The sequence below is a fragment of the Burkholderia sp. RS01 genome (assembly GCF_039748055.1).
Lineage (GTDB): Bacteria > Actinomycetota > Actinomycetes > Actinomycetales > Micrococcaceae > Arthrobacter.
In genome coordinates this window covers 1-13,252 of record NZ_JBDLAK010000014.1, presented here as the reverse complement: position 1 = coordinate 13,252, position 13,252 = coordinate 1, and the positions used below count along the sequence as shown (strand labels likewise).

Below are 13,252 nucleotides of genomic sequence, written 5' to 3'. Positions count from 1 at the left end.
TCTGGAATCACTCTATCGACGGGCCCGTCCGGGCGCAGTCAGGCAGCTAAGACCGTGCCCAATAGTTATTGAGGCGTAACCCAAACGGTCACTGGAATTCGGGGCCCAGCACCACGGCAACCGGGGCCTGCAGGTCCGCAGTTTCAACGAGCTTGGTGATGTTCAGGAGCGCACCGAGGGCCTCGGCGTTGGCCTTCTGCGCGGCGTCGGAGTAGAAAACCACCGACTCCTGCTGGGGTGCTCCCTGCCAGTTGGACACCTGGCCCAAGGTCCAGCCGTCCTTCTGGACCGTGGCGCCCACCCGTCCGGCCAGGCCCGAGGTGAGCGTCGCGTTGTAGACGGATACCGGCTGCGACTTGTCGAGCAGGGACGAGCTCAGCGCCTCCGTCCCTGCCGAGTCCGCGGCCGGGGCAGACCCGGATGCCGAAGCCGACGGCGTGCCGGAGGCGGTGGCGCCGGGCGAGGCAGCCGTGGCGGACGGCGTCGCCGTGCCGCTGGCCGACGCGCTGGGCTGCGAACTGGGCGGCGCTTCGGCGGTCATGGCGGACAGCGGGCTCGCGGCTGCCTGAAAACCAAGCTGCGGCAAGAACAGGAACGCGACCACGCCGACGGCAAGGGACCCGATTCCCACGGTCAGAATCGGCCAGAGCCTGGCGCGGGCCGGCGCCGACGCGGCACGGTGTACGCCCTGACGGGCAGAGGCCTCAGGGACCCTGTCGAATTCGTCCCGAGCATAGTTGGTCATGGTGAAGTGACGTCCTTGGTGGATTTCTTGCCGGCAGTCCGGCACTGGCGTTTACGCGTCAGATCCCAGGCGGCGTGCAGTGCGGGCCCGCTGGCGTGACGTACGTAGTCTACGCAATCTCTTCACCAGCATGGGGTCGTGGGCCAGTGCAGCCTCGGTATCGATCAGCGCGTTAAGGATCTGGTAGTAGTGCGTGGCCGAGAGGTCGAACAGCTCGCGAATGGCCTGTTCCTTGGCTCCCGCGTACTTCCACCACTGCCGTTCCAGGGCCAGCATCTGCTGCTCCCGCTCGCTCAACGGCGAGTCCCGCAACTGGAAGTCGTTCAGCAGCGAGCCGCGCTGCGACCCGGTGTCCTGCCCTGCGACAGCCGCCGCCGGCTGGCCGGCGAGTTGGTCCTGCAATGGCTCTGCCACTGCACCCTCCTTCGCTGAATCCGGTAAAAGCCCAACCCCCATGTTACGGACGAATAACAACATTGTCATTTACGCCAGGTTACGCCGCGGCCCGCCTGACAGCGCTAGGGGAGAATAAGGGGGTGATTGAACCTGAACCGCTGTTTGACCTGGAGCCGTCCGGGCCGGAGGCCCCCGGCTTTGCCGAGATGGCGGGGATGCCCCTCGATGAGCTGCTGGCCCCTGACTGGGCCGCGGCGCTGGCCGGTGTGGAGGCTGAGCTGAGGTCGGTGCTGTCCTTCCTGGCCGGAGAAGTGGCGGAGGGGCACAGGGTGCTGCCATCGCCGTCGAACGTCCTCCGTGCGTTCCGCCAGCCGCTGGCGGGCGTGCGGGTGCTGATCGTGGGCCAGGATCCGTACCCCACGCCGGGGCATGCCGTCGGGCTGGCGTTCTCGGTGGACGGCAGCACGCGCCCCATTCCGCGCAGCCTGGTCAACATTTACAGGGAGCTTGAGGCCGATCTCGGGCTCCCGGCACGCATCCACGGCGACCTGAGCGCCTGGGCCGGGCAGGGCGTCCTGCTGCTCAACAGGGTCCTCAGCGTCCGGGAGGGTGCCGCCGGCTCCCACCGCGGAAAGGGCTGGGAAGCCATCACGACGGCGGCCGTTGCCGCCGTCGCAGGCCGCCGTTCCGCCGAGGGCGGAAGGCTCCCCCTCGTCGCCGTCCTGTGGGGAAAAGACGCGGAGGGAATGCGGCCGCTGCTGGGCGACACGCCCGTCGTTGCCAGCGTCCACCCGAGCCCGTTGTCCGCCGCGCGAGGATTCTTCGGCTCCCGGCCGTTCAGCCGCGCCAACGCCCTGCTCCAGGAGCAGGGCGCCAGCGGGGTGGACTGGGAGCTTCCGGCCATTCCCGCCGCCTACCATCTGTAGAGCCTCGGCGCGCTGGCCACTCCCCTGACTTCGGCCGAGAGCCATTCTCCCTTGGCGGGGTCGATGTGCCCGGCGCAGGGCAGCTCCACGGTACCGCTGGCCGACGGGAAGTTCACGGCACCCGTCCAGAACGGAGCCGAACCATCGTTGGTGTAACTGCTGTAGCACAGGACCGTATGCGTACCGGGCGGGAAATCGACGGGCCTCAGCCGAATCTGGTATTCACCGGGCGGGCCGGCGGCGGCACCCCGGGAGATGAACGCGGAGCTGACCGTTGTGGTGCCCTCGCCGCGCGCCTGGGACGTCTGTCCCATGGTGTCTACTGCAGTAACGTCCACCCAGACCTTCTGGTTGGGGCCGTTGCCCACGTTCACATCCGCGAAGGACGCCGACGTTGATCCCCGCTGCCCGTCCGAGGTGATCCACCGAAGTTCCGCAATCGGACGCCCGTTGGGCTGGGGTGCCCTGATAATGAAGTGGATCGAGTGCCCCTCGTTGAATCCGGTGGCCGTGGGAGCCCCCGGCTTTCCGTACGGCTGCACCGGGTTGGCGTCCGTGAAGGGGCCCGGGTAGGACTGTCCGTCCACCACGTTCGTGGCACGGACGCCGATCGTGTACGTGCCGTTGTTCGCCAGCCCCGGAATGACCTTGTTGGCGGGCACGGCCGCGACCTGGCCGCCGTTCACCCGATATTCATACACAGTTTCTCCGGCCGCCGCCCCGCCCCTGGAGGACGGCGCGGTGAACGTCAGCTGGGCGCTGTTGTCCAGCGGATCCGCCCGGAGTCCGTTGACGGGGCCGGGGGCCCCGACGGCCCGGCGCGGGTCGGATGCGGCGCTGTCGGCCGAGTATCCGGCCTTGTTCCGCGCTGCAACAGTGAAGGTGTAGCCGGCATCCGAATTGCCCACGGTGAAGACCGCGCTGGTCCGCCCGCCGGACACCACCTGCGAGGCGTCGGGCGAGCCGGGGTGCGAGGACACCACGGTGTATTCGGCTACGGCGTCGCCGTTGGCGTCGGGTGCCGTCCAGCTGACCTGGATGACCGAGCTGTTGGCCCCCGACGTTGCGAGCGTGGTGCTCGGCTTGGCAGGGACTGCGGGCACCCCGGCCGGGATTTCCGCGGCCGAGAAGGGGCTCCACTCTGAGGGCGTGGGCGCCTTGTTCTTGGCCCGGACCTGGATCCGGTACGACGTGCCGTTCGCCAGCCCGGTCCACGTGTAGCTAAGCCCGGGACCGGCCGACCGCACCCCGGAGCCTGCAGGAGGCGCCGGCGAGAGCTGGAGCTCGTAGTCGGTGACGGCGGATCCGGTGGTCCTGGCCGCGGGCCAGCTGACCGCCAACTGCTTGTCGCCGAACGACAGCGACGGCGCCTGCGGCACCTCCGGGCGCTGGTCCGGGCGGGCCGGAGCGGAACGTTCCGAGGCCGCGGATTCACCGATGCTGTTCACCGCAACAACGCTGAAGGTGTACTCGACATCGTTGGTGAGCGACCCGATGGTGCACGTGTTGGCGGGGCACAGCTGCGACACGCCGTTGGTCCCCGTGACCCTGTAGCCGGTGATGGCCGAGCCGTTGGCAGCCGGAGGCGTCCAGTTCAGCACCACGGTGCTGTCGCGCACCTCGTTGGCCACGGGAGTGCCGGGCTTGTCCGGTTTCGCCTTGACCGTCAGCCTGATGCGCCCGTCTGCCTCGCGCCGCGGATCCCCGGTCTTGTCCTGGATCCGGTACCGCACCACCATGCTGCCCACGAACGATTCCGCGGGGCGGACGTCCACTGCGTCCCCTGAGACGGTTGCGGTGCCGTTGCCTGTTTCCACCACGGCACTGACAACCTTCAGCGGGGTGTCGGCAAACGGGTTGACGTCGTTGGCCAGCACCTGGACCCGCCGGTTTTCGCCGGCCTTGGCCTCCCCCACCTCGTCGTCATTGGCCAATGGCAGCGGACGAAGTGAAAGCGTCAGCTGCACGTCCACGGTGCCCTGGGCCGAGAGTCCACGCGGGTCCGTGACAGTCAGCGGGAGGATGCCTCCCGGCTCCGGCGCATCGGCTGCGGCCCTGATCTTCAGGGTTGTCCCGTCCACGCTGGCGCTGATGCCGGGAGGAAGCTGGCCGCCCAGGGTCACCGTGAGTTTGCCGCTGTCAGCCTGGTCCGGATCCGATATCAGGGTGTCCAGATCCACCTCCGCTGCCTCGCCCTTGACCACGCTGGCGCGGGTGGAGGACATGACGGGCGGGTGGTTCCGGTTCGGATCTGGCAGCACGTTGATGCTGATGGTCAGCACGGATGTGAGCGTGTCCGGCGCGTCCAATGGGCCGTCGGCCACTTCGAAGGTCAGGGACGCCGGCCCGGAATAATCGTCGGCGGAGGTGAACACCAGGGAGGCTGCGTCCTTGACGAGCGGCCTGCCGCTGGCCGCCACCGCCGACACACGCGAGTCAACGGTGAGCCGCGGGCTGCGGCCTTGGCGGACAACCACGGCATCGTTCAGGTTGAGGGCCAGTTCCTGGCCGCTGACCACTTCCAAGGGGGCAGGGCTCTTGAGCGCCGGGCGCTGCTCGGATGTTCCTGGCACGTGGATGAACGCGGTGGAGGTCAGGCCGTCCAGGTCCGTGACCGTGTACGGGATGATGCGGGGAGCGGGCAACAGGGTGACGTTGACGCTGCCGCCGCCCCGGACTGCCGCGTCGGTTGTTCCGGCGGCCAGAGTGACCGTCAGGTCGGAGGTCACGCCGTCGGGGTCTTCGTCGTTCTTGAGCACGGGAACGTCCACGGCGGACTTGCCCAGCGTTTCCGCGAAGGTGACGCGGTCGTCCCGGGTGGTCGGCGCCTTCCGCGGGGCGGACGGCGTGACGTCCACGTTCAGCGTGCCCTTTGCCTGACCTCCCCTTCCGTCCGAAATCCGGTAACGGATGACGACGGCGGCCGTGGCGTCCGGCGTCGTAAACCGGACTTTCCCGTCTTCTATCGACGCGTTCAGCGCGGCATCCGCTTCAACGCCGCCGCGTACGAGTGCCAAGGCGTCGCCGTCGGGGTCCGCGTCGTTGCGCAGCACGTCCACGGCGATCTTTCTGTTGGGCTGGGCGGTGACCGCATCGTCGCCCGGCACCGGCTGCTGATTGGCCGCGGGTGCGGCCCCGATGCCCACCGCCACGGTGGCTGTGCTGCGGACGCCGAACGTGTCCTGCACAACGTAGCTGAAGGCATCCTGCCCGGCGGCCTTCGACGACGCCGTGTATTCCAGGTAGGTTGCGCCGACGGTGCCGGTCCCCTGGGCCGGAGCCTTGTCCAGGCCGACCAGCGACACGGAATCGCCGTCGGGGTCTATCCCGTCCAGCGGTACCTGGATGCGGGTGGCGCGGCCGGCGATGGTCCGGGCGGTCAGGTTCTTCGGTTCAGGCCGGGAATTCTGGTCCGCGCCGCCGCCCTTGATGCGGATGGTGACCTGCGCGGAGGATTCCTGGCCGTCCGGTCCCTGGACCACGTAGATGGCGTGCACCGTCTTCGCCGTCGGGCCGGCCTTGAACCGCAGGACGTCGCCGGAAATGCCCAGTAGCCCATCGGCGGGTTCAACGGTCTGGGCGAGCTGAGGCTTCAGCGCCAGTGTCGCCCCGTCCGGGTGGCTGTCGTTGGCCAGCACATTCACGGTGGCAACGTCGTTGGCACGCACCGTGATTTCGTCCGGCACCGCGCGGGGCGGCCGCAGCCGGGCCGGTGCGGGCACCGGCTGGACGGTCACTTCACCGACCGAGCTCTCGAGGCCGTTGGACACCGTGTAGGTGAACGTTGCCGGGGCGGCAAGACCGTTGGCGTCAGTGATCTTGAGAACGCTGTGGTCGAGGACGGCCACGGAAAGCGACGACCCGGAAGGAACGTTGACCGATTGGATGACCAGCACCCCGCCGGCGGGGTCGATGTCGTTGGCCAGCGCATCCACCAGGGTGTGCCCGCCCTGCGGCAGCCGCGCCACATCCCGGACGGCCACCGGGGCGCCGTTGCTCCCGCCGTTGGTGACATCGATCCTGACCAGGCCCAGCTGGCTGGCCGGCCCGTTGGTCACCTGGTAGGTCACGTAATAGGTGCCGGCGGCCGGAGCATTGAAAACGAAGGTGCCGGAGTCAAAATGGGGGGCTACCTTGGCGGCCGGAGGACCTTCCACCCGGGCCAGCCGCAACGTGGCACCGGCGGGGTCGAAGTCGTTTTCCAGTGGGGAAACCACGACGTCCCGGCCCGCCACAACGCTCAGGTGATCGGGGTTTGCCACCGGCGGCAGGCTCCCGCGGGGGCGCACCTCCACGGTAATCTTGCCCTCGATCTCGGTCCGGCCATCGGACACCCGGAGGGTGACCTCCTTGCGGCCCAGGGTTGTGCCCACATCCTGGAACTGCAGGAGGCCGTCCGGGCGCACCTGGACCTGGTCGTTGCCGTTGTCCGCCGTTGCGGCTTTGAGGAAGAGATCGTCGCCGTCAGGGTCGGTCCAGTCCGCCAGGACATTCTGGCTGACGGACTTTCCCTGTTCGAGGAGGATGACGGTTTTTCGTTTCTGGGCGGGCGGACCGTTCTCCGAGTCCTTCCGCACGGCCACCCTGATCTTGGCCTGCGCGCTCTTGCCCCGGCCGTCGTCCACCTGGTAGCCGAAGTCGGACGTTCCCGAGGCCTTCTCGGGGACAGCGATCTGCAGGGCGGAGCCGTTGTAGATGGGCTGCGCCGTGCCGTTGGCCGGCCCCGAGCCGAGGACGTTCAGGGTCAGCAGGTCGCCGTCCGGGTCGGAGTCGTTGTCCAGCGGAGTCAGCAGCGTGGTCTTGCCCGGCCTGACGCCGAAGACGTCGTCCTGGGCGTTGGGCGGACGGTTGGCCTTGGTGCGGTCCGGGAGCTGGTTGAGCGGATTCTGGTCGGCGGCGTCTTCCTTCTCCTCCTCGGACCGGTTCGGCGGCGTCTGGAGATCCTGCCAGTTGTTGACCAGCTGCATCGCCTGCTGGACGAGCCACACGTTGCCGCCGTTGGTGTCGTTGAGCACCACAACGCTGCGGTTCACCCGGAAGACCAAGTCGGACTTGTCGTTGGCGTTCGGGACATCCGTCAGTTTGTCGTGGGCATCATCGGCGCAGTCCCGAAGGTACCGGTTGCTCTGGTTCCAGGCCGCATGCACGCAGCCGTCCAGCTGCACCGGACGGACCGGATTTCCGTTGGCGCCGGAGGGTTTTGTGGTGGCCGCGGAACCGTCCAGCGGCTGTTCGACCAGGCCCTTCGGCGTGGCCACGGCGACGAAGCTGCTGGCCGGGCCGGCCTGCTGGAGCCGTGACCCGCCGGCGTCGGGCAGGTCGACCGTCCGGCCCCCGGGCAGGTACAGCCGGCCGGAATCGGAGTCCAGCAGCACCGCGTCGGCTCCCACCGTCGTGAGCTGAAGGCTCTTCACCGCCGAGAAATCGGCGTAGGACCCCGTGGCCTTGTCCCCGGCGGTTCCGTTGTCCTCGACGGTCATCCGGCTGACCTCGTGTGCCCCGGGGTTGGCGATGTAGGCGGCTCCGTCCGCTCCGATGACTGCCTGGAGGTTAGGTGCCCCGGAAATCACCGGCTCCGAGGATTGCCGGTCAAAACCACGGACGGAGTCGGTGGAAGCCAGCCAGGCCTCCCCCGTGCCCGGATCGCTGAATACGTAGGCACCCTGCCCCGCGGCGGCGGTCACGCCACCGGGCAGCATGACGGGTTCGCCGAGCCTCATGGATGCCGGGTCCACGGCCGTCAGGGACGAGCCGGCATCCACCAACACTTCGCCCTCGTGCTGGAGGATATCGAAGCCGGCCCCCGGCGGGGTCACGCCGCCGTCCAGGGTCCTGGAGGGATAGTTGAGCCGCGCGGTCATTCCGACGCTCTTGTTCGTCACCCAGACGCCGCCGTCGTTGAGGTCGACGTCGGCTGATTTTACGCCCGGGTAGAGAAAGGCTGCCGCCGCCACCAGTGCGGTCACCGCCGAAAAGCCCGTCGCCTGAAGCAACCGCCTGTGCTTTGCAAGGAAGTTTCTTGACGTTGGCATGGCTGTCCCCCGGTCAGCTGCAATGAAGTCCCCACCAATTAGACCAACAAGTGCAGTAATCTAGCGAACCCGGGGGAACGGGAGGAGATCCGGCGCCGGACTTAGCCTAGGCTTACTTTCATGACTTCTGTTCCTGCCGCCACGTCCGCCACACGGAATTCCCGTCCCCAGACCAACCTGACTGTCCTGCGCCGGGAGCAGCTTTCGGACCACATGGTTCGCATTGTCGCGGGCGGTGAAGGCTTCGCGGAGTACGTCAATAACGACTTTGTGGACAGATACGTCAAGATCGCCTTTCCGCAGCAGGGTGTGGACTACCCGGAGCCGCTGGATCTCTGGGCCGTCCGCGAATCGATGCCGCGGGAGCTGTGGCCGCACACCCGGACCTACACCGTGCGCTGGGTGGACGCGGCAGCCGGCGAACTTGCCATCGACTTCGTGATCCACGGGGACGAAGGCCTGGCGGGGCCCTGGGCGGCCGCGGCCCAGCCCGGCGACACCCTCATCTTCACCGGACCTGGCGGGGGCTACAACCCGGATCCCGCGGCGGACTGGTACCTCCTGGCCGGAGACGAAGCCGCCCTGCCTGCGATCGCCGCCGTCATCGAGTCCCTGCCGTCCGGCGCCCGGGGCCTGGCATTCGTGGAAGTGGACACCGACGCCGATATCCAGCCGATCGCCGCACCGGCGGGGCTCGAGCTGGTCTGGCTCAAACGCGAAGGCGCCGCCGCAGGCGGCAGCGACCTGCTGGTCAACGCGGTCCGCGATGCCGTGTGGCCCGACGGCAGGGTTGATGTCTTTGCCCACGGGGAACGCGGCTACATGAAGGGCCTGCGGGAGGTGCTGTTCCGGCAGCGCGGACTGGAGCGCGGCCAGGTGTCGCTGTCCGGCTACTGGGCCACGGGACGGGTTGAGGATGACTTCCAGGCCGAGAAGAAGCTGCCGATCGGTAAGATCTAGCGGCGGCGGGCCCGCCGTCGTTCATTGCTCGCAAGGCTCCGGGTGAGCGGCCGCGCAAGCGTGTCGCCCAGCACAATCCCGCCGGCGACACCGAACACAATCGCCCCGGCACTCAGCATCCCGCCGGCGCCGAGCAGGATTTCGGATTCCTCGATCGTCAGGACGTACATCGAGCGGAAGATGGTGAGGCCGGGCAAGAGGATGAGCGCCGCCGGCACAGCGACCACGAGCTGCGGGGCGCCCATACGCAGCGCCACCACCCGGGCCAAAAGGCCAATCACGACGGCGGCCACCGCGGGGGAAAAGCGCTGGCCGACGCCGAGCATTTCTCCGCCGATCAGGACCAGGTGGCCGATCACGCCCACGGCCGCCGTGGGAAGAAGCAGCTTCCAGTCCGTCTGCTCGGTGATGCCGATGGCCACGACGGCGACCGCGACCATGATGACCAGCGCCCACCACGGATAAGCCGGCGGGAAGGTCTCGGTGACGTTGATCGGTTCCATGCCCGTCATGTCACCCACCACGAACGCCACGGCAATACCTGCGACGAGCGCCCCGAACGTCAGCACCGTGGACAGGAACCGGCCGGCCGCCGTGACGGGGAAGCCGTTGATGGCATCCTGGACCGAAGAGACAAGGCGCCCCGTGGGAAGCAGCAGCAGGATCCCGCCCACCACGACGATGGCAGGAGCAATCTGGATCCCTAGGGGGCTGCCGAATCTCCACATGAGCAGCGCGATCAGCGTTACCACAAAGGAACAGGCCGCCGTGTTGAAGAAGTCCGGCGTGCGCCAGCGGCCCAGTTGCCGGGCGAGCAGGCTGATCAGGAGGTTGGAGGCGAACGCGATGCCGGACGCCCCCGGTCCGCCGCCCAGGACCCCCACGAACACGGCCGAAAAGACTCCGAACGCCACGGTGACCATCCACCGCGGGAACGGCTTGGGGCTGCGGACAATCTCGTCCAGCCGCCGGATGGCCTCGTCCCGGCCGACGCCTCCGGCCACGATGTCCGTGACCAGCTGGTGGACTTTGGCCAGGCCGGCGTAGTTGTTCGTCCAGGAGCGCACCACGCGCAGCAGCGAAATGGGGGTCTGGTCCTGCGGCGCATAGTTGATCGCCACCGACTGGTTGGTGATGTCGACCTCGATGTTGCTCAGGCCAAGCGCGGCCGTGACCGCGATGATGCTGGTTTCCACCTCGAGGGCACCGGCGCCGTACCGGAACATCGATTCGGCGAGGCGAAGCGCAAAGTCCATGGTCTTGCGCGCGGACGTGTCGATGCCGCCCACCTGGATCATGGGGTTGGCGTAGGGGCTGCCGGTGAGCCTGTCCACGATGCTCAGCGGCGCCGTCGGCGGGTTCTCCCCCTGGACCAGGCGGCGCAGCATGCGCTTGGCCGCCGCGTTCTGGTGCAGCTGGGAGGGAGTAAGCGGCTCAGTTTTGGGCAGCCCGTCCGTGTGCGGCCTGTTGGCGCCGCGGGGCTGTTTGGTCATTCGGGCCTACCTCCGTGCCATGCCTGTGGTCTTAGTAGAACTGCTGTCCCGTCCGCCGCGTGTACACCTGACGGGCTACACGCTCGCCAGCTGCCATCCACGCCTTGTACTTCAGCGGGCTGATGACCTGGTCGTAACAGCCAACGAAGTCGGTGACTGTTTTGCTGAAGCTGGTCTTGAAAAGCCCCAGTCCGTGGAACGGGTTGGATGTGTCCTTGAGTTTGTCGCTGGGCGGGGTTCCGCAGAAATCGTATTCGGTGCAGCCCAGCTCCTTGAGCTGGTTGATCGCCGTCCACTGCACCAGGTGCGAGTCGCCGTACTGGCCGCGTTTCTGCAGGGATCCGCCGTCCTTGTACGTGCCCTTGTGCCCGTAGTTGATGACGAACGCCCCTACTGACGGTACGCCGTTTTCGTAGACGAACAGAAGCCGTCCCTGGCCCCGCTTGATGAAATTGGTCCAGAACTGGCGGTAGTACTCATACTCGCGGACCCGGACTTGGGACTTTGCCTCCACGGTGTTGGTCATGAGCGCATACATGGCCGTGAAGTTTTCCTCGGTGGGCTCCACGTTGAGCACGTCGACCCCCTCGCGGATGGCGCGCCGGACGGCATTCCTGCCCCGCGAATGCAGGTTCCGGAGCAGCTGGTTCTCGTCCGGGGAAATGTCCAGGAGGGCCGTGGAATCGTTGGGCTGCAGGTTGTGCGTCTTGACCAGCCCGGCCTTTTCGATGACCTCCCGGGCCGCGTCGCTTTGCACGATGTCAGGTTCGATCTTGATGGCGAAGACGCCCAGCCGAGCCCTCTTTACGAAGTCCGCGTTGGCCGCGGCAATGCCCGGAATGTCTTCGACGCCGGCAACATCGGGCCCCTTGATCAGGTACCACAGCTTCCCCAGCACCGGAAAGCTCTTCTCCAGCACCAGGTTGTAGCTCGTGTAGTCAGCCGTCTCGTAGACGAGGTGGAGTGTCTTCCAGCCGAAGTGCTGTTTGACGTCGGCGAACGCCTCAGACTGAAGCAGGTTACCGCCGTTCGGATTCGCGGTGACGTGGGAGTCCCAGTTGGCGACCTCCTCGGCGGAGGCAAAGCGGGCAGTGAATTCTCGCAAGTGTGCCGTGTCCAATCTTCGCGTACGTTTCGTCAGCAGGTGCCCGGAGAGGCAGCCTCAAGTCTATCTGGCCAGCCTTGCCGGTGGCTGGACGTAGTCATGCTGCTCACAGTCGTATCTGGCTGAGGTCGGTGAGGACCGTCGACTTGCCCCAGCCTCCCTTCCATGGTCCAGGCCGCTATTTTCCAGAATTTGCGCGGTATCTGGACTCCCCGGTACGGCACGTCGTCGTCGGCCAGGACCGGGCCGGTGAAGACGCTGATCCTTGCATCGTGCCCGGCGGCGTGGTTCAGCACGTGGTCTTCGAGCCCGAGCCACAATTCCTTGCCCTGGGTTGAAGTCGGCAGCCTGCGGGGCGGCGTTGGGGTAGGAGAAGGTGTCCTGGTTGGCGGTGCGTGCCGTGGCGTCATCGCCCCACACGGGGTCAAGGCGGCGGACCAGATGGCCGCGGTCCAGGCCGTTGTGGCGGTAGACCTCCGGCCCGGCCTGCACACTCCGGGGCACCCTGGGGTCGAAATGCCAGACTCCAATCCGGTCAAGCGGCACCAACTCACGGCCGTTGATGTTGACGCCGACCACGGCAGCTAGCTTGCGCGCTGGCACGAGCCGGACGGAAAAGTGGGTGTAGTCGAGGAGGATGGTGGGGCGGTCCGGACAGGGCAGTTCGACGGCCGCCCGCAGGAAGCCGGGATCGTATCCTGTGCCCATGGGTCCATCGTTGCACCGGCTTGACTCTCTGTCCTCCCGTGGCGACTGTTGAACCATGGAGCCCACAGACGATAGCCGCGGCGGAAAGGCCGTTCAGGCGGCAGCCCTCCTCGCGTTTCTGGCTGCGTCTGCCGTGGTAGCTTATCTGGGGTCCCAGGTCACCGTGGGGAACGTCGACGGCTGGTATGCAACGGCGGACATAGCGCCCTGGTCTCCGCCTGGCTGGGTGTTCGGCGCTGTGTGGACAGTGCTGTACATGGCCATGGCTGTGGCCGCCTGGCTCGTTTGGCGGAGCGATGACCCCGGACGCAGGACAGCGCTCACGGTGTATTGCCTGCAGCTGGCCCTGAATCTGGCCTGGACGCCCGTGTTCTTTGGGCTGTATCCGGCGCTGGGGTCCGCTGCCCTCTGGCTGGGGCTTGCCATCATCGTGACCCTTGCCCTGGCGGTCGCCGCGGCGGTGCTCTGCTTTGGGCCGATCAGCCGGACAGCCGGGCTGTTGATGCTGCCCTACCTGTCCTGGGTGGTCTTTGCCGTGAGCCTGAATGTGTGGGCGGCCGCCCACAATTAGGCCGCCGCCGCCCCGGTCACCGCTGCCGAATCAGCACTCCACCACGTTCACGGCGAGGCCGCCCATGGCTGTTTCCTTGTATTTGGAGCTCATGTCCTTGCCGGTCTCGCGCATGGTCACGATGACCTCGTCGAGCGAAACCCGGTGCGAGCCGTCGCCCCAGAGCGCCATCTTGGCCGCGTTGATGGCCTTCGCGGCGGCAATGGCGTTCCGCTCGATGCACGGCACCTGCACCAGCCCGCCGATCGGATCGCAGGTCAGGCCCAGGTTGTGCTCCATCGCGATCTCGGCCGCGTTCTCCACCTGCGCCGGCGTG

10 protein-coding genes are annotated in these 13,252 nt (G+C 67.4%); 4 read left to right on the top strand and 6 right to left on the bottom strand.

What is annotated here, in order from left to right; translation table 11 throughout:
* Nucleotides 1-88: 88 nt before the first annotated feature.
* The gene (locus ABFP37_RS13830; protein WP_347033924.1) at nucleotides 89-745 is read right to left on the bottom strand and encodes a LytR C-terminal domain-containing protein; all 657 of its coding nucleotides are present in this window, start codon (nucleotides 743-745) and stop codon (nucleotides 89-91) included.
* Between the two features lie 51 nt (nucleotides 746-796).
* Complete coding sequence (locus ABFP37_RS13825) at nucleotides 797-1,159, bottom strand: DUF3263 domain-containing protein (RefSeq protein WP_347033923.1); 363 nt, start codon at nucleotides 1,157-1,159, stop codon at nucleotides 797-799.
* 122 nt (nucleotides 1,160-1,281) lie between these two features.
* Here ABFP37_RS13825 and ABFP37_RS13820 point away from each other — a divergent pair, with 122 nt between their 5' ends.
* Nucleotides 1,282-2,067: a uracil-DNA glycosylase gene (locus ABFP37_RS13820; RefSeq protein WP_347033922.1), complete on the top strand. Its 786-nt coding sequence runs from the start codon at nucleotides 1,282-1,284 to the stop codon at nucleotides 2,065-2,067.
* Here the strand turns inward: ABFP37_RS13820 and ABFP37_RS13815 are convergent.
* A complete protein-coding gene (locus ABFP37_RS13815; RefSeq protein ID WP_347033921.1) occupies nucleotides 2,055-8,099 on the bottom strand; it encodes an Ig-like domain-containing protein in 6,045 nt (2,014 codons plus the stop codon). The genes ABFP37_RS13820 and ABFP37_RS13815 overlap by 13 nt on opposite strands.
* 120 nt (nucleotides 8,100-8,219) lie before the next feature.
* Here ABFP37_RS13815 and ABFP37_RS13810 point away from each other — a divergent pair, with 120 nt between their 5' ends.
* Nucleotides 8,220-9,059 (top strand): siderophore-interacting protein, encoded by an 840-nt coding sequence (locus ABFP37_RS13810; RefSeq protein ID WP_347033920.1) that lies wholly within the window; start codon nucleotides 8,220-8,222, stop codon nucleotides 9,057-9,059.
* On the opposite strand, the gene ABFP37_RS13805 is transcribed toward ABFP37_RS13810, so the two are convergent.
* Nucleotides 9,056-10,552 (bottom strand): threonine/serine exporter family protein, encoded by a 1,497-nt coding sequence (locus tag ABFP37_RS13805; RefSeq protein ID WP_078028505.1) that lies wholly within the window; start codon nucleotides 10,550-10,552, stop codon nucleotides 9,056-9,058. The genes ABFP37_RS13810 and ABFP37_RS13805 overlap by 4 nt on opposite strands.
* Nucleotides 10,553-10,583: 31 nt before the next feature.
* The gene (locus ABFP37_RS13800) at nucleotides 10,584-11,657 is read right to left on the bottom strand and encodes a peptidoglycan bridge formation glycyltransferase FemA/FemB family protein (RefSeq protein WP_078028504.1); all 1,074 of its coding nucleotides are present in this window, start codon (nucleotides 11,655-11,657) and stop codon (nucleotides 10,584-10,586) included.
* Between the two features lie 165 nt (nucleotides 11,658-11,822).
* On the opposite strand from ABFP37_RS13800, the gene ABFP37_RS13795 reads away from it, so the two are divergent.
* The gene (locus tag ABFP37_RS13795) at nucleotides 11,823-12,245 is read left to right on the top strand and encodes a hypothetical protein (protein ID WP_347033919.1); all 423 of its coding nucleotides are present in this window, start codon (nucleotides 11,823-11,825) and stop codon (nucleotides 12,243-12,245) included.
* A 175-nt stretch (nucleotides 12,246-12,420) separates the two neighbouring features.
* Entirely contained in the window at nucleotides 12,421-12,936 is a 516-nt protein-coding gene (locus ABFP37_RS13790; RefSeq protein WP_347033918.1) for a TspO/MBR family protein, read from the top strand.
* Nucleotides 12,937-12,966: 30 nt separating this feature from the next.
* On the opposite strand, the gene ABFP37_RS13785 is transcribed toward ABFP37_RS13790, so the two are convergent.
* Nucleotides 12,967-13,252, bottom strand: a 286-nt coding sequence (locus tag ABFP37_RS13785) for an L-serine ammonia-lyase, iron-sulfur-dependent, subunit alpha (RefSeq protein WP_347033917.1), incomplete at its 5' end; no start/stop codon positions are given.